Raw genomic sequence first — 21,944 nt, 5'->3', positions numbered from 1 at the left:
CCACTGGAGCCGGCGATGCGGGCCTGGGTCGCCGAACAGGACTGGCTCACCCTGGAACGATTACCCACCTACGCTCCCGAGCTGAACCCGGTGGAACTGCTGTGGTCCTCGCTCAAGAAGCGTGAACTCGCCAACCTCGTTGCCGACCACCTCGATGATGTCGCCGACGCCACCGAGTAAGGCATCCACCGCATCGACGCCAACCCCCGAGAGCAACTCCTGGAGATCTGCCCGGCTTTGGAGCGGGCCCTCAGCCTGACGAACAAAGGGCCCGTCTGCTGTTGACCGGCTACCAGACGCCGGCAGCCATCCGTCGCAGCGGCGTCAGGCGCATAGAAACCTGGCTGAAGAACCGCAAGGTCAAAGGTGCTGTCGGCGTACACGTGAACGTGGCCCTGGCAAGATCTCCGTGAAGCTGGCGTGTGCCACCGTGCGCCGATGACGCTCCGTCACAGGTAGCGGCACTGTCAGCGAGTGTGATGACCTCGTACGGATCATGTCCCCGCACCTGGATGTGGTGCGGGTGGGGCGAGTGTGGGTGGCGGGCGGCGTGGTCCGCATCGCGGCCTGCACCCGCGAGTTGGCGGTGGCGTGTCCGGATTGCGGTTGCGGTTCTGCGCGGGTGCACAGTCGCTATGACCGCACGCTGGCCGATGCAGCTCAGGTCCACAAGACGCACCGGGAGGTCATCGGCGAGCGGGCGGCCCGTGACCACGCGGCCCTCAAACCACTGCCGCCGACGCCGTGTCTGGTGGCCGAGCGACACCTGCGGCCGGTCGGCAAAGGCTGTCTGGTCGCCTTCGGTGGCAACCTCTACTCGGTGCCCGCCCGTCGAGTCCGCCCCCGCCAGCTGGTCGAGATCCGGGCCACGAAGTCGCAGGTCATGCTCCACTCGACCGCTCCTGACGGCAGCGGCCAAACGCGAGGCAGAGCCGGTCTGAACACAGGGATCAAGGCCCCAGAACGGCGGCAGGCTTCCACCTTGCATGGAGGCCCTTGCACTGCCGTGCTCGGGCTCACCGATGAGCTATTAGAACTACCGGAACTCGACCACCACCAGGTCGTCATCGACGCCGACACCCGCCTGGTCGTCGTGGTGGGCCAGCCGTTGCCCGGCAACCGCAACGACCGCAAGGCATGGGAGGAATCAGGCGCCAAAGTCGCCATTGGCAGAACACTCACGATCGCCGACGGCGGCTGTCCCAGCACCGGGCTCGTCATGCCCCAGCGCCGACGCAAGGGCGAAGACCTGCCGGACTGGAAAGACTGCCGTCTCGAAGGCGACGGCGTTCACCATGCCATGCTCGGCATCGCCCGGATGCACAACCTCACCCTCGCCGGATAGACGAGCCGGCCCGCACGACGGCCAACGGCTCCCGAGGAAGCTCAGAGTTCACTCACGGAACAACCTTTAGGCCGTTCGGACCGAGTTTCCCGCTACTTGGCGCGGTGAAGTTCGCAACGCGTCTCCGTGACTGACATTACTGATCCATTCCCAATGCTTGGTTCCGGTAGGCCCTTCGATTCGTGGGTAGGCAATGAAGGCAGGCAAAGACCCGACGCGCAGCCGGAAGGGCGCTGAGGAGGGTGCGCGGGCATTCGCGGCTCTGGTGTCAAGGCGCCGCCACCGGGTTTTCCTTTGGGTTGCCGGAGCCGTCGGTTTGTTGTCCGCCGCGTCGGCCGGTTTCCTGGTGTGGGAGGTCCGCGCGGTCCAGAGCAATCTCGCTGCGGCTCAGGTGACCACCGACCGACTGCAAACGGAGATGGCCCGTCATCGCCAGCCTTCGGCCGAGGTGCTGGGCGACATCCGGAAACACACAGCGGCCGCCCGGAGCGCGGCCGGCACGCCGGTGTGGAGCGTAGCCGAGTACCTCCCCCTGATGGGCCCACCGCTCCGTTCCGCCCGGGGACTGAGTGTCGCCGCCGACGAGATGGCCACCGGGGTGCTCCCGAAGACGGTGCGACTGCATCAGCTGCTCGCGTCCGGCCAGATTGTGCACCAGGGTCGCGTCGACCTCCGCCGGCTCTCGGCTGCCACGGACCTGCTGGGGAATGTGCACCGCCGGCTGACCGGAATCGAGACGAGTTTGAACGGCCTGCCCGGCTCGACGGTGGTCGGTCGCCTCGACACGGAACGGCAGCGGCTGTCCGACCGAGTGGCGCGCCTTTCCGGCTCGGTCTCCGAGGCGAAGGCGACGATGCGGCTGCTGATGCCTCTTCTGGGCGCCTCAGAGCCACGCTCCTACTTTCTTGCCTTTCAGAACAATGCCGAGGCCCGGGGGACCGGTGGCCTCGTAGGCACCTTTGGCATCTTGACCGCCGACCGTGGCCGCATCACTTTGCACGACTTCGCGTCGGATGACACGCTGCCGCGTACCACCACCCCCGTGGCGAACTTCGGGCCGGAGTTCGACCGCCGGTACGGAGCTGCTGAGAGCACCCAGGGGCTGGCTAATTCCAATCTGTCCGCTCATTTTCCCTATGCGGCGCAGATCTGGGCGGGCTTGTGGCAGCGTCACACGGGGCAGCGTCTCGATGGGGCCATCGCGACCGATCCTGTGGGACTCGCCCGTGTCCTCAAAGCCACGGGGCCGGTCCGCCTTCCGGACGGAAAGCATCTGACAGCGGACAACACCGTAGAGTTCACCGAGAGCACCCTTTACGCGTCGTACAGCAACACCGCACGAAAGCGTTTCCTGGTACAGGTCGCACAGTCAGTAGCTACTGCCTTGCTGGGCAGCCACCACGATTCGGCGGCCCTCCTCCACGCACTGCGACAGAACGCCGACGACGGCCGACTGCGCGTGTGGAGCAGAGACGCCTCCACCGAGTCGGCACTCGAAGAAGCCGAGCTGGCCGGCGACGTCCCCGAGAGAACAGGGCCGTTCGCCTATCTCGTGGTCAACAATTCCGCAGGCAACAAAATGGACTACTATCTGCGCCGGTCGCTGACCTACGAACTTGGTCGTTGCGAGGGCGGTACCCGTTCCAGCGTAGTGCGAATCAAACTGACAAACGCCGCTCCCGCTACGGGCCTGCCTGCCCTCGTCGCTCTCCGTTCCGACGATCCCCTGCGCTCACACCTCCCGGGGTCCACAAGCATCTGGCTTTCCTTGTACGCCAGTTCCGGTGCGCGGTTCACCAGTGGGACCCTGGACGGGCGGCGACTTCTGTTGTCGTCGACCGAGGAACGCGGTCACCCGGTACTCGGGACGCAGGTGGAACTCCTGCCCGGTCAGACGCGAGAAGTGGACATTCGTCTGCTGGAACCGGCTTCGGACCGCGCCCCCGTCGTGCCCTTGCAACCGTTGGCATGGCCGCAGACCACCAAGGTGAGTATCCAGCCGTGCGTGAAGTAGTAGGGCCGCTCAGGTAAACCTCAAGGGCCCCACGCCCGCTCATGAAGAGTGCAGCGGACTCACCCGCCCGAGCAGCGAGATCGCGCCCACAGAAAATCAAGTGTTCGAGAACACAAGATATATTCCGAATCCACCCAAAAGGATGCGGCGGCGTCCGTGGACATACCGTCAGCAAAGTGCCGGAATAGGCCTTTGGCACATGACGACCTGCTGATCGGGGTTCACCTTGCGTGAGGAACGCGCGGGCAACGACAAGATGACAGCGGTTCATCCTGCGGTGTTTCACACCGCACAGGAAAGCCGCGCTTTGCCGAGTGGTCGGTCCGGGATTGCTGCCCGGTGCCGCCGGCCGGCGGTGCAAGCCGCCATCGACGCGATCGCCTGGACTTGCGGCCTGTTGATTGCCGGCCTGACCACGAGCAGCGCTTCCGCTCTGCTCGTCGGACCTGGCGATCTGGTGATCCTCTGTGCTGTCACATCGACAGCAGTAGTACTGGCCGGAGCCGTGTGCGGGCTCTACTCCGGGCGCTATCAGGCGGCGACCGGCGCGGAGTTGAGCGCGGTGCTGGTCTCCGCCGGGCTGACCGGGCTCCTTCTGGAGGGCACCTGCCAGGCGGGGCTTCCCCTGGTGGGCGACAAGCCGGGCGTGGCCGGCCTCGCCACCCTGCTCGGCGTGCTTGCCATGATCACAGTGAGGGCCGCAGTCGCGGCCGTCCGGCGCAGGCCGAGACGGCCCGCGCCGACCGCCGTCAAAGTGATCGTGTTCGGTGCGGGCAGCGCCGGAACGCAACTGGTGCAGCGGCTGATCGGTCAGCCTGGCGCGCAGTACCACCCGGTTGCCCTGCTGGATGACGACCCAGGCAAGCACCGCCTGCGGATCTGTGGTATCCGAGTGCGCGGCGGGCGGGATCGGCTCGCGGAGGTCACCGCGGAGACCGGGGCGACGGTCATGGTGATCGCGATCGCCGGCGGGTGCCGGGACGGTCAGGTGGTCCGCGAGCTGATCACACTGGCCGAGTCGATCGGCCTGATCACCAAGGTGATTCCGCGCGTCGAGGAACTGGTCGCCGGACCGGCGCGGATTGACGACGTCCGCGACCCGCGGATCACTCAGCTGCTGGGCCGCGATCCGATCCGGCTGGACCTGACGTCGGCTGCCGGTCAATTCGCCGGACGCCGCATCCTTGTCACCGGCGCTGGCGGCTCGATCGGTTCGGAGCTGTGCCGCCAGTTGCACCGGCTGGGTCCCGCGTCGCTGGTGTTGCTCGACCGGGACGAATCCGCTCTGCACGCGATCCAGCTCGCGCTGCACGGCCGTGCGCTGCTCGATTCCGACGAGGTTGTGCTCGCCGACATCAGAGATGCCTCCCGCATCCGCGAGATCTTCGCGCAGACCCGCCCCGAGATCGTGTTCCACACGGCGGCGGTGAAACATCTCCCGCTGCTCGAACGGTATCCGGCCGAGGCGCTGAAGACGAACGTGACCGGCACGCTGAACGTGCTGCAAGCGGCTGTGGCCTGTGGCGTGCGGTCGTTCGTGAACGTCTCCACCGACAAGGCGGCCGACCCGGTGAGCGTCCTGGGCACCTCCAAGCGGATCACCGAGCGGCTCACCGCACACATGGCCGGTGAGTATCCCGGAACCTGGGTGTCCGTCAGGTTCGGCAATGTCCTGGGCAGCCGGGGTTCGCTGCTCGGCTCGATGTCCGCGCAGATCGCTGCGGGCGGCCCGGTCACCGTGACACACCCGCAGGTTGCTCGCTACTTCATGACAGCCACGGAAGCCGTCCAACTGGTACTGCAGGCGGTGGCCGTCGGGGAGAGCGGTGAGGTCCTCGTCCTCGACATGGGAGACCAGGTCCGCATCGTCGACCTCGCCCGTCGTATGGCCGCCGCGACGTCGCGGCATGTCGAGATCGTCTTCACCGGGTTGCGCCCCGGCGAAAAGCTGACCGAGGACCTGCTGGGCAAGGAGGAGCCGGACCACCGGCCGAGGCATCCGCTGGTCAGACAGGTGCCGGTGCCCGTACTCGATGTCGGCGAGGTCACCGGCCTCGGTCACCCCACCGATCCAGATGAGGTACGCGCCGCCTTGGCGCGCCTCGCCGCCGCGCCCGGCCCCGAGCAACCGCCCGGCCAGCCCGTGCTGCCCGGCCAGCCCGGAAAAGCGGAGGCCAGCAGATGACCGCCCCACCTCTGCCGGGCCGGTACCCGGCCGACCCGGTGGTCCCGGAGGCACCCACCGCAGTGCCCGGCGGTGCCCGGGTCGGCAACCAGGAGCCCCGCCGCAGGTCGTACCGCGGCAAGCGACTGCTGGACCTGGTCGTGATCAGCCTGATCATCGTGCCGGCCGCGCTGCTCTGCGCGATCGCCGCGCTGGCGCACCTGCTCGCGCATGGCAGACCCGTCCTGTTCCGGCAGCAGCGGGTCGGCCGCGACGGCCGTCTGTTCGTCCTGCTGAAGCTGCGCACGATGGTGAATGTTCCGGCCGGCCCGGAGAGTCCGGGTGACGCCGACACCACCCGGGTGACCGCAGTCGGCCGAGTGCTGCGCCGCATGTCCCTTGACGAGTTGCCGCAGCTGGTCAATGTGCTGCGCGGACAGATGAGTCTGGTCGGGCCTCGGCCGACCTTGCCCTACCAGGTACGCCGGTACACCGATCGGCAGCAGGTGCGGCTGCTGGCCGCCCCAGGACTGACCGGCCTGGCGCAGGTGCACGGGCGACAGCGGCTGAGCTGGCCGGAGCGCATCGAGTGGGATCTGCGTTACGTCCTCCGCCAGAGCTTCCGGCTGGACCTGGCCATCTTGTTCCTCACCGTCTGGACGGTCCTGGCCGGGCGCGGAGCCACCGCCAGCCACGACAACGATCCGATCGCCCGCAAACCAGAAAGGATGCTCACAGGTGCCTGACAGCAACGTCCGGATCCGGCTTGCCAGCCCCGATCTCGGTGAGGAGGAAGGGGAGGCGGTACGCAGGGTCCTGCGTAGCGGTGTTCTCACCAACGGCGCGGAGAACGAGGCCTTCGCGCAGGAGTTCGCCGACCGGCATCAGGCGCGGTTCGGTGTGACGTTCTGCACCGGCACGGCCGCGCTGCATGCGATGTTGCTCGCCGAGGGCCTCGGCCCCGGCGACGAGGTGATCGTCCCGTCGATGACCTTCGTCGCCACCGCGACGTCGGTGTGCCACGTCGGGGCCACCCCGGTGTTCGCCGACATCGACCCACAGACGTTCAACCTCGACCCGCAATCGGTCGCGGCCCGGATCACCCAGGCCACGCGGGCGGTCATGACCGTCCACTACGCCGGGCAGCCCGGTGACCTCGACGAGCTGGCACGGGTATGCGGCGCGGCCGGCGTGCCGTTGCTGGAGGACGCCGCGCAGGCGGCCGGCGCCGAGTACCGCGGCAGACCGGTCGGCACCTTCGGCCGGTCAGCCATGTTCAGTTTCACCCCTACCAAGAACATCACCACCGGTGAGGGCGGCATGGTGCTGACCAACGACCCGGGCGTCGCGGAGCGGCTGAAACTGCTCCGCAACCATGGTCAGACCGGGCTGTACCAGCATGAGAGCCTCGGCTACAACTGGCGCCTGACCGAGATGCAGGCCGCGATCGGCCGGGTGCAGCTGCGCAAGCTGGACGGCATCCTGGGGCGCAAACAGCTGATCGCGGAAGCACTGACCCGGCGGCTGGCCGGGCTGCCCGGCCTGATGACGCCGCACCAGGTACCCGATGCTCGGGGAAGCTGGATGCTCTACACCTGCCTGCTTCCCGGCATCCGCGACCAGGTGCTCGCCGACCTGTTGGACCAGGGCATCGAGGCGCGGATCTACTTCCCGCCGGTACACCGGCAGCCGATCTTCGCCCGGCGGGACGGCGGCACCGGGGACGCCGCGGCACTGCCGGTGACCGAGGCCGTCGCCCAGGCGATGCTCTCGCTGCCGGTGCACCACCGGCTGACCGAGACCGAGGTGGCCGAGATCGCCGACGCGGTGACCACCGCCGTCGGCCGGGCAACCGCGTCGCCGGATGCCACGGATCAGCCGCTGCCGATTGGTGCCCGGTGACCGCGCATCACGAGCGGGCGTACACGACTTGGGCGCGATGGGCCGCAACCGCGCCCAGGTCCTGGCCGCGCTGCCCGGTGTACGCCTGATCGCGGCCCGCGATCCGGACCTGACCGGCGGCACGGCGGTGCCCAGCCTGCCCGTGCTGCCGGACCTGCACCAGTGGCTCACGCTGGACGTGGACTTCTGCAGGGGAGCCGCGCCGACGCCGGGTGCCCGGGATCCCGTGGTCGAACCGACGGTCAGGGCTCCCGGGCCCTGGCGGGGACGCCGACGACCACCTGACCGACGGCGACATCGCGGGTCACCAGAGCCGCGGCCCCGACCATGACGGACGGCCCGATCCGCCGGCCCTGCAGCACGGCGGCGTTACTGCCCACCGTGGACCCGGCGCCGATGGTCACGTTGCCGGCGATGTTGGCCCCCGGCAGGATCGTCACGAAATCCTCGAGCACCGTGTCGTGACCGATGCTGGCCTGGTAATTGACCTGGACGTGTGCGCCGGTGACGGTGCCGGTGGAGATGAACGCCTGACCCAGCACGACACAGCCACGCCCGATCCTGGCGCCGGGGGAGACAACCGCACGCGGGTCGATCACCGTCGCCGCTCGCAGGCCGCGATCCTCGAACTCTCGGGCCAACCGGCGGCGCGCGTCGGCGTCGGCGATCGCGACCACGAACTCGTTCCGCTGCTCGCCAGAGGCAGCCAACTGCCCGGGCAGCAGCACCGGACAGCCGTCCACCGTGGTGGCGGCCGGGTGCTCGTCCACGAAAACAATCTCGGGTGCCGCGGCTGTCGCCCGCACCGCGTCCAGCGTCTCCCTGCCGAAGCCGCCTGCGCCCACGATGTGCAGCGTCACAGCCGTGCCTCCGTCACCGGACCTTCCCGTCGCGCCGGTTCCGAGACCGCGGCGAGGAACGCGCCTGCCAGCGCGGTCATGCCGTGATGCCGGTAGACCCAGCGGCGGCCGCGCTCGCCCATCCGCTCCCGTTCGGTCTCGCTCATCGCGGCCAGCCCGGCCAGCGCGCCCGCCATGTCGGCCGGTGACTCGGCGGGCACGCACACGCCGCCGCCGGACTCGCGCACCGGGCCGCCGGGCGCGTTGCTCGCGAACAGCACCGGCTTGCCGGACGCCAAGTAGTCGAACAGCTTGTTGCTGCTCAGGCCGTACTTGAAGACCGCGACATCGCGCAGGCAGAACAGCGTCACATCCAGCTCGGCCAGCACGGCCGGCACGGCCTGCTTGGGCACCGGCGGCCAGAACAGCACGTTGTCCAAGCCATGCCGGTGAGCGAGCCGTTGGCACGCGGCCTTCTCCTGGCCGTCGCCGACCATCACCACAGCGACCCGCGGATGGCCGAGGGCTCGCAACTCCGCCGCGGCCGTGACAATGGTCGCCACGCCGTTGGCCGGTCCGTGTGAGCCGATGTAGCCGGCGGTGAGACAACCGTCCTTGCGGAAACGCCTGATCTGCTCGATCAGGTCGGCGGCCCGGTGCCCGTCCGCACCGTTCGGGCCCGCGGGCTCACCCGGTTCCGTCGGCCGGGGGATGTCGGCGATCCCGTTCGGCACATAATGGATTCTGTCGACCGGGATCCCGCGGGCCTTCAGGTAGTCGGCGGCACCGGGCAGCAGGCAGATCACGGCGGACGCACGCCGGCAGCAGAAGGACTCGGCCACCTGGAGCAGCCGGGCAGGCAGTCCGTTCGCACGCAGCGCGCCCATGTCGATCAGTGTCTGCGGCCACAGATCGCGCACCTCGAAGACGAAGCGGGCGCGGCGGACGCGGGCCGCCAGCCAGGCGGCGAACACCGCGGCCAGGTGTACTGATGAGCCGACGATCACATCCGGCCGGTTCAGGCCGCGCTGTGCCGAGAGCACCCGGGCCGCATAGTGGGCCATGTTCAGCACGCGGCGGTATCCGTTGCCGGTGTAGGGCGGCGTGCGGACCCAGACGAAGCGGACGCCGTCGATAGTCCGGGTGGCCACCTTCTCGCCGGGCGCGAGCCGTTCCTCGCGCCTGCTGAAGTGGCTGAAGCTGCTGGCGAAGACGGTGACGTCGTGCCCTTGCGCCGCCAGTACTCGGCCCAGCTCGTAGTGCCGGGTGCCGGCGGCGCAGTCCGGTGGCGCCGCGTAGTGGTTGAAGATCCAGATCCTCATGTCCTCACCTCCGCCGAAGCCGCCCTGCCGCACCTGACGGCGTGCTGAGCAATGCGGTGGGCCCGTGACGCCAGTACGTCGATGATCCTGACGGCGTTTTCACCGTCGCCGAAGGGTGTTGCCGGCCCGCCCGGCCGGCCGCGGCCCGGCCACTGCCACCGGCAGCCCTCAGGGGTCGGGCACCAAACCGTTCCCGCCGTCCTGAAGAGTCTCCGGCCTCCGTCGCGGCGCGCAGTGTGCTGCACGGGACCCCGGGCACCAACGCCTCCTTCTGCGGGCCACCGGTGCCGGTGATCAGCTCGTCGGCCGCAGCCAGCGCGGCGGTCACGCTCCGGTAGGGCAGCGGGTGCGCCGCCCGCAGTGAGCCGCCTGACAGGTCGGTGTCGAACTGCCGGGCTCTGGCGGCGCGCTGCGGGGGTACCGGCAGCCGGAAGAGCTTGGGGCAAGCGGCGAGCGCGGCACCCATCACGGCCAGCGGGTGCGGAGCGTCGGTGGTGGCCTGCCGGTGCACGGTGGCGAGCAGGCAGGGCCCTTGACACCCGGTCAGGAACGGCGAAGGGATGCCCGGTCAGGAACGGTGAATGCCGCTCCTCGCCCGACCCCGCCCACTGGTCCCTGATCATCCGGAGCGTGTCCACTGTCAGATCGCCGACCAGCAGCGAGCGAGTGGTCAGACCCTCGGCGGCCAGAGCGGCCATCGCCACCGTGGTCGGAGCGAGCAGCAGGCCGGCCAGATGATCGGCCACGATCCGGTTGCGTTCCGCGGACATCGTCCGGTCGAAAGAGCGCAGGCCCGCCGACAGGTGCGCGATGGGCAGTTCTCGTGCCGCCGCCGCGAACGTTCCGGCGAGGAGGGAGTTGGTGTCGCCGTAGGTCAGTACCCAGTCCCGGCGCTCCCGCGCGAGTACCGGATCGAGCGCGGCGAGCGTCCTCGCCGTCTGCTCGGCCTGACGGGCCGAGCCCGTATCCAGGTTCACGTCCGGAGGAGGGACGCCGATCTCGTCGCCGAAGGATGACGACAGCAGGTGGTGACAGTGCCGGCCGGTGCGCACGATCAGGTGCTCGTCGCGGCGGCGGGCGAGTTGCCACGCGATCGGCGCCGGCTGGACGATCTGCGGACGTGCGCCGACCCCGCTGAGCACCTTCACAGCCGCGTTCTCCTGTCCTACCAGGTCGTCCGCGCCGGAAAGCCTTCTCCCGGCGCTGGCCAAGGCGGTGATATCCGGCCCGGCGACCAGAAATCTACTACTCAACGTGCATGTGTCACTACTTTCCGCTACGGGTGCCGCTACATTGTGCCTGCTGTCGAGGCGGGGAGAACATCCGCCGCTCCCAGCAGCACGATCCGACTCGCGACTCCGGAGGCCGTTCCCTGGTGCTGTCGATCACGAAAAGTCTCCGAGCCCGGCTGCCGGGGGTAAGTCCGGCGGCGATCGGGGCAACGCTGGCCACGCGATTGCTGGCCACGGCGATGAGCTTCGCGGCGGGCGTCATCACCGCGAGGGCGCTCGGGGTGGAAGGTAGGGCCACGTTCGCGGTCATGATCTCGGTCCCCTCCGTGCTGAGCGTCGTCACGGTCCTGGGTGTGGACAACGCCAACGCCCGGTTCGCCGGCACCTCGCACACCGCATTCCGGCAGATCGTCCGGTGGAGCCTGGTGTTCTCCATGATCTCGGGTTCCGCCCTGGCGGGGCTGTGGCTGCTGCTCGGTCATCTCTGGCCGGCCGTGCTGCTCGGCGTGCCGTACCGGCTCGCGCTGCTCGTGGCCGCCATATGCCCGGTGAGCTTGCTGACCACGCTGCTCGGTATGGCTGAACTCGGTCGCGGCCGGGTCGCGAGATACAACCTGCTCAGCACTGTCCCCGCGGCCGGCTACCTCGTCGGTGTCTGCGGGCTGCTCGCCGCGGGATCGCTGACCCCCATCAGCTGCTTCCTGGCGGTACTGGCCGGCCAGCTGGTCTGCGCCGCGATGCTGTTGCTCGGGTCCACCACCCGCGTCCACACCGATGGTGAACCCCTCGCTGTGCGTACCTTCGGCAGCTTCGCCATCAGCTCCTATCTCCCGAACCTCATCCATTACGGATTGCTGCGCCTGGACGTGCCAGTGATCCAGACGCTCGCCGGGGCGACGGCCGTGGCCGTGTACGCGGTGGCGCTGCCCCTGGCAGAGGGGCTGCTCCTGCTGTCGACGACGGTCGCGCTGGTGATGTTTCCCGCCGTGACCTCCGGTGCCGTGGATGCGCGGGCAGCGGCCAGGATCGCCCGGACCGTGTTCCTTGCCGCCGCGACGGCTGCCGTCGTGGCGGCGGCGACTGCGCCCATCCTGATCCCAGTGGTCTACGGGCGGCCGTACTCCGGTGCCGTGCCGGTGATCTGGGCTATGCTCCCCGGCCTCGTGCTGTTCAGCGCGGCCCGCTCGGTCCAGCCCTACCTGGCGGCCGCCGGCCTGCTCCGGCCGGTGATCACGGCCACTGTGGTCGGTGCGATGGTCAACATCGGGCTGCTCGTGGCCCTGACCCCCCACCATGCCGCGGTCGGTGCCGGCGCCGCCGACTCGGCCGGATACCTGGTGCTCGCGGTGCTGCTCGCCCACAGCGTGCGCTCGGCTGTCCGTGCCCGCCGACGCCATCCGGCTGAGCACGCCGGCGACGAGACGGCGGCCGTACCGGCGCGCCCGCCCATCGGGTGCCTGTCGGTCAAGACGGTCGGCCACCGCCGGCGGGGCGCGTACCCGAGGCAGGTGAGGCCCGTCCTGGCCAGCAAAGGGCTCATGGTCGCGGCGGGACTCCTGACCGTGGCGGGTGCCGGCTGTCTCGCGACGGCATACAGCCCCGCCCTCAGTGCCGCCGGCGCCGCCGCCACGCTCGTGGTCATTGTGCTGGCCCTGATCCCGGAGGTGGGTCTGTGTGTACTCGCGGCGGCCATCCCGCTCTCACAGTCCGACATCGGCGACTCGCTGATCACCCCAAGTGTGCTGATCGCTCTCATGCTCGTCTGCCTGCTGGGCCGCGTCCTCGCAGGCCGGGGGATCGCGCGGCCGAAGCCTGCCGGCGTCATGATCACCGCTGGCACGGTCGGCTACCTGGTGGCCACCAGCGTCCTGATCGGCGACACCGATCTGCCGGGTGCCGACAAATGGCAGTACCTACTGCTGATGTGCGCGCCGCTGATGCTGCTGCCGCTGGTTGCTGAACCTGGACGGGCTCTCGACCGGGCGCTCGTGGTGTTCTGTTGCGGCAGCGTAATCGTGGCCTTGATCAACATCGTTCAGATCGGCTCCGTCTTCGCGGCGAAGGCGGGTCTCGCCCCTGCTGACACCGCCGTTCTGGCCATCACCCAAGAGGACGCGGCCAACCACAACACCGTGGGTGCCCTGTTCGTCATGGCGGCCGCAGTCCTGCTCAGGCGCTATCCGGCCGTCCAAACGCCCCTGCTGCGGCTGGCAATCGGCGCGGGGGTCGTCGTGCTCGCCCTCGGGGTTGCGTACTCGCTGAGCCGCGCGGCCTATCTGGCGGGAATCGCGGTGATCGCGCTCTACGCCGCCCGTAGATCGCTGCGCGGCGTTCTGGCCCTGAGCGTCGGCGTGGCCTGCCTGGTACCGCTGCTGCCCGCCGCGATCGCGGCCCGGTTCGACTCGATCGTCGGCGGCGCGCCGGACGTCAACTCTGCGGTACGGCTCGATCTGTGGAGCAGCGCACTACGGATGTTCGAGGCGCACCCTGCTTTCGGTGTCGGATATCTGAACTTCGCCAACCATTTGCCCGCCTACTACCACGCCACAGGTGATTACGAGGTCATGCTCCTCCAGTTCCCGCTCCTGCATTTCGCTCACAACACCTACCTGACAGTCCTCTCGCAGACCGGCCTGGTGGGCGCGGCCGGGATCGGCACGATTGTCGCGCTCGGCGTCCGCCGGGCGTGGTGCGCGGCTCGATCCGGTGATCCTGCGGGCGAGCCGGCGCTGCTGGCCATGGTCGGCGCCGGGGTCTGCTCGCTGTTCGGCGAGGTCCTGCTGGTCCCACCCCTGCTGGCCGGTCTGATGCTGATCATCCTGGCCGCGAAGCCGGCTCCGGACAACGCACCGGTACCGGTGACGCGATGAGCACATCCGCGATCGGGAAGCCGCGACCGCTGCGCGTCCTGCAGATCACCTCGGCCGCCGTCGGCGGAAACTGGTTCCACGACCAGGTGCGGGGCCTTGCCGAGCTGGGAAACGAGGTGTGCGCGGTGCTGCCCCGAGAGGGCCCGCTCGCCGACCGGCTGCGCGAGGTCCGCGGCGTCCGGGTGGAAATCATCCCGTTCGGAGTGCCTCATCGGATCGGACAACTACCAGTGCTGATGGCTGGGCATTGGCGGCTGATGAGATTCGTCAGGGCATACAGGCCGGATGTCATCCATTCGCATCTGATCATCGCGAAGCTCGTGGCCCGAGTGGTGTCGGCCGCCTGCCCGTCCGCGCTGGTCGTGTCGCAGGTTCCCGGGCTGGTGCATCTTCGGATCGCGCCCTTCCGGATCCTGGAGCGGCTTTCGCTGCGCCGGGACGATCTGGTGCTCGGATCGTGCCGGGCGATCGCGCGCCGCTACCAGGCCATGGGAGCGCGGTCGGTCGCGGTCAGCTACTACGGCTGCGACGTACACCGCTTCGATCCGGCAACCTCGCCGGATGCGTTCCGCCGTGAGTTCGGCCTCACCGACGACACCCCGGCTGTCGGCATGGTCGCCTACATGTACGCGAGCAAGTTGCGGGAGTTCCGCCAGGTCGGTGTCAAGGGGCACGAAGTCTTCCTCGACGCCATCCCGCTGATCCTGCGTCAGAACCCCGAGGCCAGGTTCTTCGTGGTCGGCGACGAACTGGTCGGTGACGGGAAGTACCGGCGCGAGCTGGAACGCCGCGCCGCCCGGCTCGGCATCGCCGACCGGATCCGGTTCACCGGTTTCCGGTCCGACATCAGCTCGGTCATGGCCGGGCTGGACATCCTGGTGAACCCGTCCATGGACGAGTCCGCCTGCTATACCGTGGTGGAGGCGTTGCTCATGCGAAAGGGTGTGGTGGCGACCGACGTCGGTGGCCTGCCGGACACCGTCCAGCACGGCCGCACCGGCCTGTTGATCCCGCCCGCCGATCCCCCGGCACTGGCACAGGCCGTGAACGCACTGCTCGCCGATCCCGCAGCGCGTCTCCGCATGGCCGACCGGGGCCGTGAACTCGCGCTCCGGCAGTTCGACATCGCCGGCACAGTCGGCCAGGTGAACGAGCTGTACCACCAGGCACTGGCCGCGCGGGAACGTCGCAGGCTGCTCCGCAGGGAGAGCCCGGCGTGAAGGACAACAGGACGCGGGCCAGAACGACGCTGGCCGGCATGGCGGGGAAAGCGGTACGCGATCTGCGGCGGCCGAGCTTCCCGGTCGACGCGACGATGCCGCCGGGTGACATGACCACCGACCAGCCGGGCAGATACCCGCTCGATCTGCGGCCGATGACGGCCGGGAGCATGCTCGACCACGAGCGCGTGGTGGTGACCCGCGCCGCGACCGGCGAGACCTACCGGAACCCGGTCTCGGTCAGCCTGTATGCGCTCGCACAGCACACCGGCGCGCTCGCCGCCGGCCGGCACCCGGCCACTGGGGACGAACGGCCGCCGGGCGTGCGGGCTCTGCTGACCCAGGCAGGATGGCTGCGCGCCAGCCAGGACAGCAACGGCGGCTGGCGCTATCCGGTACCAGTGCCCCGCTACGGGGTGCGCCCGGGCTGGTACTCGGCCATGGCCCAGGGCCTGGCGGTGTCGGTGATGCTGCGCGGATACGCCACGACCGGCCAGCGGTCCTTTCTCGACGCGAGCGAGGGTGCGGTGGAACTGATGCTCCGGCCGCTGGACGCGGGCGGTTGCTCGCACTACGACCACCTGGGGCGCCCTTTCCCCGAGGAGTGCCCGTCGGACCCGGTCAGTCATATTCTCAACGGTGCGGTCTTCGCCCTCTTCGGTCTCTGCGAGCTGAGCCGGCATCAGAGCGGGACTGCCCACGAGCGTGTGGCGGACCGGCTCCGCGACTCGCTGGCCGCGTTCGACCTGGGGTACTGGACCAGGTACGACCTCCGGCACACCGCGCCCGCCAGCTTCGCGTACCACTGCCTGCACGTCGCGCTGCTGACCGCGGCCGGAGACGTGCTCGCCGACCCGCGATGGCCGGCGGTGGCCATCGGGTGGGACCGCTACACGCGCAGTCCGGCCAACCGGCTGCGGGCTGCGGCGGGCAAGGGCCGGTTCGTACTCAAGGAGCGCCGTGCCCGGTCATGACCCGGCCCCGCGACAGCCGGGCATGTGCGATGCGCCGATCGTGCCGCTGCGCGTCGTCCTGCTCGCGTCGGCCACGTCGGCGCACACCCGGCGCTGGGCGGACGATCTGGCCGCGCTCGGGCATGAGGTGACGGTCTGCAGCTGGCATGAGCCGGGTCTGGGTTTCGATGGCTGGCGAGCCACGTCCACTCCCGGCGGAGCGTGCCGGCCGTTGCGCGTGCTGCGCGCCAAGCACTGGCTGCGGCATGAGCTACACCGGGCGCGGCCGGATGTCATCCACGTCCATTCGCTCGGCGTGCACGGGGCGCTCTCCCTTCTGCTGCCGGCCCGCCCGGCAGTGCCGGTCGTGATCACTCCGTGGGGATCCGAACTGCGTGCGGCCGACCGGCATTCCGGCCGGGCGCTGGTCGCTCGGCTGGCGCTCCGGCGGGCCGCACGCGTGGTGCCGACCTCACGGGAGGTTGCTGAGCTGGTCGCGAGCCGATACAGGGTCCTCTCTTCACGGATCACGGTCCTTTCCTGGGGGGTACCGGACGCGCTGCTGGATGCCGGAAACGACGCCGATCCCCGGTTGACTCGCGCAAAGTACGGCATTCCGTCCGGAGCCACGGTCGCGCTGTCGGTCCGCAGCACGGCGGAGGTCTACCGGACCCACGAGATTCTCGCGGCGTTCATCCGTGCCGCGCGAGTCCGGCCCGACCTGTTCCTCGTGTTGGTGGCGGGACACCAGCCGGCTCATGCCGCCGCCAGACGCGCGCAGCAGGAATACCTCGCGCTTCTGCGCGCCCGGGCACGAGATCTGGCCGGCCGGGTCGCCGTCGTCGATCAGCCACTCGGCCAGGCCGAGATGTTCAGCCTGATGCGCGCAAGCGATGCAGCGATTTCGGTTCCCCAGGCCGACCAGCGGAGCTCCTCGGTACTCGAAGCCGCAGCTGCCGGGTGCCGGCTGCTGCTCTCCGACATCGCGCCCTACCGGGAACTCGTGGCGGAGGGCCTGCTTGCTGATCTGCTCCCCGATCCACTGGTCGGCTCGTTGGCTGACGCTCTCTCACACGCGGGGCCGCTGAACGCGAAGGATCGCCTGTCCAATCGGAAGCTGATCAGCCAGGCCGAGCGCGGCTCCCTGAAGGTCGCGGAACTCGAACGGCTGTACAGGGATGTGGCCCGCGCGGGGGCGGTGTGATCAGGACCCGCTTATGCGCAGGGGCAACGAGAAGCGAGCACCTCGTGCCGGAAGGCACCACCGCCCACTGTCCGGTTCAGCGGACGGTGCGGCTCGGCGGCTGTGCCGGAACAAGGGCGACGCGGAACATCTTGGGCCAGAACTTGCCCGTGAGGAGGAACTGGTCCGTTGCGGGGACAGCCGCGATGCCGTTCAGGGTGGCGCCGGGGACGAGTTCGCCGGGGTGCAGGAGGCCCGAAGCGTCGATGCTCGCCGTCACCGCGCCGGTGACGGGGGCGATGCGCACGATGCGTTCGGTGGGCAGCACGTTGGCGTAGACAGCATGGTCGGCGCACTCCAGCTCGTTCACTTCCGTCACCTGCCGGCCGTCTTCGGTCACGGTGACCTCACCGGTCTTCGCGAGGGTGCGCGGATCGCGGAAGGTGAGTCGTGCCGAGCCGTCGCTCGTCACCGACTGCCGCCTGCCGCCTTCGAAGCAGATGCCCCAGCCTTCGTCGGGGTACGGGACGCGGCGCAGCTCCCTCAGCGTCGTCGCGTCCCGCTCGATGGCGACCCGGTCCCGCCAGGTCAGCTGCCACAGGGTCCGGCCCAGCAGCGTGATCCCCTCACCGCAGAGAGGAGCGGGAAGGCTGGTGTGCGCCATGGGTGGCTTGCCTGGGCCCCGGACCGTACGGAGGACTGACCGGACAGCCCGGTGCCCTCGTAGAGCGTGCCGCCGGCCATCTCCAGGCCCTGAGTGAACGATCCGGGTCGTGGGGGGACGGTTTCGAGGACCGTCACCCACAGGCGTTCGACCTGGTGAGGGCTGACCTGCCGCCAGTGCGTACGGCTTCGGCCGGCCGGATCGCCGGACACTGCTTCGACGTCCCGCCGGGCCGCGAGCGGCTCCGACCGGGCGAGCAGCCCGGTGGCCGCGATCCAGACGGAGCCGGTGACCAGGAGCGCCGCGATGGTCGGCAGGGTCTGTCTCAGTGCGCGGCGGCGGCCCGCCGCCCGGTTGCCGGAACGACTGGTTCCAGGCAAGCGGACGGTGTCCTGACCGGGCCGGGACGCCGTGGTCGTACTGATCTTTCAGGTACGGCGACCACGGCGCACGGCCAGCATCGTGCCCCCGCCCGCCATGAGCAGGGCGGCCGCCGTGCCGCCGATCCCCAGCGCCTTATCACTGCCAGTCGTCACGAGTCCCTTGCCGTTCGGGACCGAGTGCGGGGAATTCGACGGCTCGACGGCTGTGGGGAGTTCGTGGGAAACGTTGCGGCTGTCGTCAAGTCCGTAGTGCCTACCGCGCGCTGACTCGTCGTGGTGCCCGGGCTTGCCCGGGTGGTGGGGCGGCTTTGGGGTCGGGGTGGGCGTCATGCTGCCCTGGACGTAGATTCTGACGCCGACACTCTGGTGGGGGTGCTTCGAGGTGAGCCGGAAGACGTGCCGGCCCGTAGCGGTGTCCGCCGGGATGGTCACGGTCCCCGCGACCGAGCCGTCGGCCCGGGCCCGGAAGTGGCCGAGCACGACCGGCTTCGATTCCAGTAGCGCCGTGACCTCCGAGCCGGGCTCGAACACGCCGGGGATGGTGCTGAAGCTCAACTCCTCCCCCGCTGCCACCGTGGTGGTGCTCACGGACAGGGGCGGGGCCGACGGCGGGTACGGGTGCGCCGAGGCGGCCTGAGCCCCGATCAGCGGTGCTGCGATGAGAACGGCAGTTGATGCCGCCGATGCCAGAGCGGCCCGCCATCTGCGCGATGCTGTCATCTTCTTCGATCTCCTCGACGTGGGTCCGGGCCTGGTCGTGCGGCGGCCGTGATCCGGTGTGGACACCAGGACCTGGATACATGGCGCAAACAGAACATAACGACATAAATTGACCTGATGGCGCAAGAAGTCATCGGTTTGGTCTAGTCCCCGCTCGCGCGGTGCGCGTCGCGAGGGTCGCCCGAGGGGCGACACGGGGGGTGGCTCCCCCGCCCGAAGAGTCCGAGTCCCTATGGTCGACTTCGTCCATAGGGAACAGAAAGCCTCAATTCGGGTGGTTCCCTCAGTCCCGTGAGGGGTGCAGCAGCTTGGATCTCCAAGGATTCCTGAAGGCTCTTGCCAGACGATGGCCGACGGTCGTGGTCTGTCTGTTTCTCGCGGTCGGGGCGGCCCTCGCCGTGACAAGCGTGAGCACCCCCGTCTACGAGGCGAGGACGCAGCTCTTCGTTGCCACCCGCACCGGTGAGAACACCATCGACCTGAACGAGGGGCAGACGTTCTCACAGGCGCGCGTGCAGTCGTACGCCGAGATCGTGACGACCCGCCAGATCACCGCTCCCGTGGTGAAGCAACTGCGGCTGCGCACCACTCCGGAGGAGCTGGCGTCCCGGATCACCGCCGACGTTCCGCTCAAGACCGTGCTCATCGACATCACCGTCCGGGACACCGCGCCCCGGCGCGCGGCGCGCATCGCCAACGCCGTGGCAGAACGGTTCAGTTCGGTCGTCGAGCAGTTGGAGACCCCCAAGCGGCCGGTCCCCTCGACACGGCCCGAGACGGGTGACAAGGCCGAGGATGACACGCCTGTACCACCGGTCTCCCCCGTCTCCCTGGGCGTCACCGAGGAAGCCGTCGCCCCGACCTCTCCTACATCGCCCCGCCCGTTGCCGAACCTGGCCGCGGGTGTGGTCGGCGGCCTGCTGTTCGCTGCCGGGCTGGTCGCCCTCCGCGAGACGCTCGACACCACGTTCAAGACGAGCGAGGCACTGGGCGCGTTCCTCGCTCTGCCCGGCCTCGGCACCATCCCGTACGACAGGAACGCCCCAAGGCAGCCGCTGGTCAGTGCCGACGGGCACTCCAAGCGAGCCGAGGCGTTCCGCAAGCTGCGCACCAACCTGCAATTCTCGCAGGTCGACGATCCGCCGCGGATCATCGTGGTGACGAGCTCGGTGCCCGGTGAGGGCAAAACGAACATCGCCATGAACCTCGCCCGCTCCCTCGCCGAGACCGGCGTCTCCACCTGCCTTGTGGACGGCGACCTGCGTCGCCCGTGCGTGGCGCCGGCTTTCGGCCTCATCCAGGACGGGGGCCTGACCACGGTACTCATCGGACAAGCCCGCATTGAGGATGTGATGCAGCAGGTCGACGGCGGGCTCTCGGTGCTCGCCAGCGGTGCTGTGCCGCCCAACCCCGCGGAACTGCTCGCCTCGGCGCGTATGGAAGAGGTGCTGCGCGAGCTCACGGACATGTACGACATCGTGATCGTCGACACCGCGCCGCTGCTGCCGGTCGCCGACACCGTGGGGCTCGCCTCTTTCTCCCAGGGTGCGCTGCTCGTCGTACGGGCCGGGAGGACCAACCGGGACCAGGTGCGCACCGCTGCGGAATCGCTGGAGCGCGTGGGCGCTCGCGTGCTCGGCACCGTGTTCAGCATGGCTCCGGTTCCCAAAGGCGGCTGTTACGGCCGTTACGGCGCCTACGGGCAGTACGGCGAGCTGCCGGCTCCGCGTACGTCGGCCACGCCGGAGGGGACGGCCGCCTCCGCGGTGACGCGTCCCACGGACGGGAAATGACTCGGATCCTGTTCGTCTGCACGGGCAACGTGCACCGCTCGGTGCTCGCCGAGCGCCTGCTGGCGGCGAAGCTGCCGCCGGGCTCGACCCTGCGGCCGGAGAGCGCCGGCACGGAGGCGTGGCACCGTTTCCGTATGGAGGACACCACCCGGGCGGTCCTGGAGGAGCTGGGCGGTGACGGCTCCGGATTCGTCTCCCGCCCGCTCACCGCACAGCTCATGGCGGGCGCCCCGCTGGTCCTCGGGCTCGCGCGCGAGCACCGCGAGGCGGCCGTGCGCCTCGCGCCGGCGGCGATGCGGCACTGCTTCACCCTGAAGGAGTTCGTGCGGCTCGCGGATGGGGGAGCCGCGGGGGGCGGTGGGGGCGGATTCGAGGCCGTGGTGGCAGCGGCTGCCACCCGCCGCGGCGCCGCGGCCCCAGTCCCGCCGACCGAGGACGACATCCCGGACCCCTGGAGCAGGCCCCGTGAGGAGCTGTACGAGTGTGCCCTGGAGATCGACAGGGCGGTGAGCGGACTGTTCCGGCTGTGGGCGATGCGTCATTAGTACTGCAGCTGTCATTGGCGTGACGGGTGGTCGGGCTGCTCGTGGACTGGGCCTGGGCGGGATGAGGAGCGGGCGTTGACCGACCGGGAGTTGTACCTGCCCACCCCTTGGTTCGCGGATCCGGCCCGCCGGGCGACGCGGGGATCGGCGACGACGTCACCTTCCGCACCAAGCTCCGCGCTGGCCCGCGCGATGCCGGGGCGAGCGGTTGCCGCGAAGCCGCCGTTTCGCTGGCTGACCGGCGACGAGGTCCACGGCCGGCACCTGGTGCTGCGCGGATGGCCGGCCGAGCAGCGCCCGAGCTGCGTGCCGGCGATCTCCTGCAAGCATCGATGCGGGCCGCGCGGGCAGAACGCCCGCACCGTCTCGGCGATCCTGCCGGAACGTGCGGGGGGAGGTCCGATCCGCCGGCGCAGCGAGGGGACGACGCACAAGCAAGCCGTCCTCGCTCCGGCCCGACGCCACCTCGACGTCCGGTGGGCCCTGGTCCGCGGCCAACGGGCCCTTACCGCCGATCCGCCCGCACGCCGCCACGCAGCGGTCCGACCTCACCACAGAACACCGACTCAAGCCGTCGAACCGCATGGGGAAGCACTGGGTGAGGCCGTCGAACCTTTGATTGACGATCCCGAAAAGGCGGTGAAAATCGGCACCGCGCCCAAGGCGCGCACTTACCATGATGGCGCCGATTATGGCGCGCGTACTCGATGCGTTCCTGAATTAAGCGACGCGCATCGCTCCTGATCGTCCATAAGGGTGGATATGTGACGCGCAGGAAAACCAGGTGGGGTGAGC

At 69.5% G+C, this 21,944-nt stretch carries 16 protein-coding genes and 5 pseudogenes; 15 read left to right on the top strand and 6 right to left on the bottom strand.

What is annotated here, in order from left to right; genetic code table 11:
• The first annotated feature begins 15 nt into the window (after window positions 1-15).
• From QQS16_RS40975 to QQS16_RS40945, 8 genes and pseudogenes are all read left to right on the top strand, one after another.
• Window positions 16-180, top strand: a complete 165-nt coding sequence (locus QQS16_RS40975) for a transposase (protein ID WP_286067736.1) — start codon at window positions 16-18, stop codon at window positions 178-180.
• 27 nt (window positions 181-207) lie between these two features.
• Window positions 208-371, top strand: a pseudogene (locus QQS16_RS40970) (IS110 family transposase); the annotation flags it as partial.
• 125 nt (window positions 372-496) lie between these two features.
• A pseudogene (locus tag QQS16_RS44170) lies at window positions 497-880 on the top strand (Mu transposase domain-containing protein); the annotation flags it as partial.
• A gap of 171 nt (window positions 881-1,051) precedes the next feature.
• Window positions 1,052-1,345 (top strand): annotated as a pseudogene (locus QQS16_RS40965) (IS5/IS1182 family transposase); the annotation flags it as partial.
• Window positions 1,346-1,538: 193 nt separating this feature from the next.
• Window positions 1,539-3,359 (top strand): DUF4012 domain-containing protein, encoded by a 1,821-nt coding sequence (locus QQS16_RS40960; protein ID WP_286067735.1) that lies wholly within the window; start codon window positions 1,539-1,541, stop codon window positions 3,357-3,359.
• 226 nt (window positions 3,360-3,585) lie between these two features.
• The gene (locus QQS16_RS40955; RefSeq protein WP_286067734.1) at window positions 3,586-5,544 is read left to right on the top strand and encodes an SDR family NAD(P)-dependent oxidoreductase; all 1,959 of its coding nucleotides are present in this window, start codon (window positions 3,586-3,588) and stop codon (window positions 5,542-5,544) included.
• Window positions 5,541-6,269, top strand: a complete 729-nt coding sequence (locus QQS16_RS40950) for a sugar transferase (protein ID WP_286067733.1) — start codon at window positions 5,541-5,543, stop codon at window positions 6,267-6,269. Before QQS16_RS40955 ends, QQS16_RS40950 begins: the two co-directional genes overlap by 4 nt.
• Window positions 6,262-7,425, top strand: coding sequence for a DegT/DnrJ/EryC1/StrS family aminotransferase (locus QQS16_RS40945; protein WP_286067731.1), 1,164 nt, complete (start codon window positions 6,262-6,264; stop codon window positions 7,423-7,425). The genes QQS16_RS40950 and QQS16_RS40945 overlap by 8 nt, the downstream gene beginning before the upstream one ends.
• A gap of 242 nt (window positions 7,426-7,667) precedes the next feature.
• Here the strand turns inward: QQS16_RS40945 and QQS16_RS40940 are convergent, their stop codons facing one another.
• From QQS16_RS40940 to QQS16_RS43680, 4 genes and pseudogenes are all read right to left on the bottom strand, one after another.
• Window positions 7,668-8,285: an acetyltransferase gene (locus tag QQS16_RS40940; protein ID WP_286067730.1), complete on the bottom strand. Its 618-nt coding sequence runs from the start codon at window positions 8,283-8,285 to the stop codon at window positions 7,668-7,670.
• A complete protein-coding gene (locus QQS16_RS40935) occupies window positions 8,282-9,586 on the bottom strand; it encodes a glycosyltransferase family 4 protein (RefSeq protein WP_286067728.1) in 1,305 nt (434 codons plus the stop codon). The genes QQS16_RS40940 and QQS16_RS40935 overlap by 4 nt, the downstream gene beginning before the upstream one ends.
• Before the next feature lie 4 nt (window positions 9,587-9,590).
• Window positions 9,591-10,097 carry a UDP-N-acetylglucosamine 2-epimerase gene (locus tag QQS16_RS43685; RefSeq protein WP_353479766.1) on the bottom strand — a complete coding sequence of 169 codons (507 nt, stop codon included), beginning with the start codon at window positions 10,095-10,097 and terminating at the stop codon, window positions 9,591-9,593.
• A 97-nt stretch (window positions 10,098-10,194) separates the two neighbouring features.
• A pseudogene (locus QQS16_RS43680) lies at window positions 10,195-10,728 on the bottom strand (UDP-N-acetylglucosamine 2-epimerase); the annotation flags it as partial.
• Between the two features lie 233 nt (window positions 10,729-10,961).
• Here QQS16_RS43680 and QQS16_RS40925 point away from each other — a divergent pair.
• Genes QQS16_RS40925 through QQS16_RS40910 form a run of 4 tightly spaced genes read left to right on the top strand, consistent with a single transcriptional unit; the run spans window position 10,962 to window position 17,065 of the window.
• The gene (locus QQS16_RS40925) at window positions 10,962-13,688 is read left to right on the top strand and encodes an O-antigen ligase family protein (RefSeq protein WP_286067725.1); all 2,727 of its coding nucleotides are present in this window, start codon (window positions 10,962-10,964) and stop codon (window positions 13,686-13,688) included.
• A complete protein-coding gene (locus QQS16_RS40920; RefSeq protein ID WP_286067724.1) occupies window positions 13,685-14,908 on the top strand; it encodes a glycosyltransferase family 4 protein in 1,224 nt (407 codons plus the stop codon). The genes QQS16_RS40925 and QQS16_RS40920 overlap by 4 nt, the downstream gene beginning before the upstream one ends.
• Complete coding sequence (locus tag QQS16_RS40915; protein ID WP_286067723.1) at window positions 14,905-15,882, top strand: D-glucuronyl C5-epimerase family protein; 978 nt, start codon at window positions 14,905-14,907, stop codon at window positions 15,880-15,882. Before QQS16_RS40920 ends, QQS16_RS40915 begins: the two co-directional genes overlap by 4 nt.
• Entirely contained in the window at window positions 15,869-17,065 is a 1,197-nt protein-coding gene (locus QQS16_RS40910) for a glycosyltransferase family 4 protein (protein WP_286067722.1), read from the top strand. The genes QQS16_RS40915 and QQS16_RS40910 overlap by 14 nt, the downstream gene beginning before the upstream one ends.
• 76 nt (window positions 17,066-17,141) lie before the next feature.
• On the opposite strand, the pseudogene QQS16_RS40905 reads toward QQS16_RS40910, so the two are convergent.
• Both QQS16_RS40905 and QQS16_RS40900 read right to left on the bottom strand, forming a co-directional pair.
• Window positions 17,142-17,845, bottom strand: a pseudogene (locus QQS16_RS40905) (glutaminyl-peptide cyclotransferase).
• Between the two features lie 291 nt (window positions 17,846-18,136).
• Window positions 18,137-18,679, bottom strand: coding sequence for a hypothetical protein (locus tag QQS16_RS40900; RefSeq protein WP_286067720.1), 543 nt, complete (start codon window positions 18,677-18,679; stop codon window positions 18,137-18,139).
• Between the two features lie 293 nt (window positions 18,680-18,972).
• Between QQS16_RS40900 and QQS16_RS40895 the strand changes: the two genes are divergently transcribed.
• From QQS16_RS40895 to QQS16_RS40885, 3 genes are all read left to right on the top strand, one after another.
• A complete protein-coding gene (locus QQS16_RS40895; RefSeq protein WP_353479752.1) occupies window positions 18,973-20,604 on the top strand; it encodes a tyrosine-protein kinase domain-containing protein in 1,632 nt (543 codons plus the stop codon).
• The gene (locus tag QQS16_RS40890) at window positions 20,601-21,149 is read left to right on the top strand and encodes an arsenate reductase/protein-tyrosine-phosphatase family protein (protein ID WP_286067718.1); all 549 of its coding nucleotides are present in this window, start codon (window positions 20,601-20,603) and stop codon (window positions 21,147-21,149) included. The genes QQS16_RS40895 and QQS16_RS40890 overlap by 4 nt, the downstream gene beginning before the upstream one ends.
• Before the next feature lie 75 nt (window positions 21,150-21,224).
• Window positions 21,225-21,893, top strand: coding sequence for a hypothetical protein (locus tag QQS16_RS40885; protein WP_286067717.1), 669 nt, complete (start codon window positions 21,225-21,227; stop codon window positions 21,891-21,893).
• Window positions 21,894-21,944 lie beyond the last annotated feature (51 nt).

This window comes from Streptomyces sp. ALI-76-A (assembly GCF_030287445.1).
In the GTDB taxonomy this organism is placed as follows: domain Bacteria; phylum Actinomycetota; class Actinomycetes; order Streptomycetales; family Streptomycetaceae; genus Streptomyces.
This window is presented reverse-complemented; position numbering and strand designations above follow the sequence as displayed.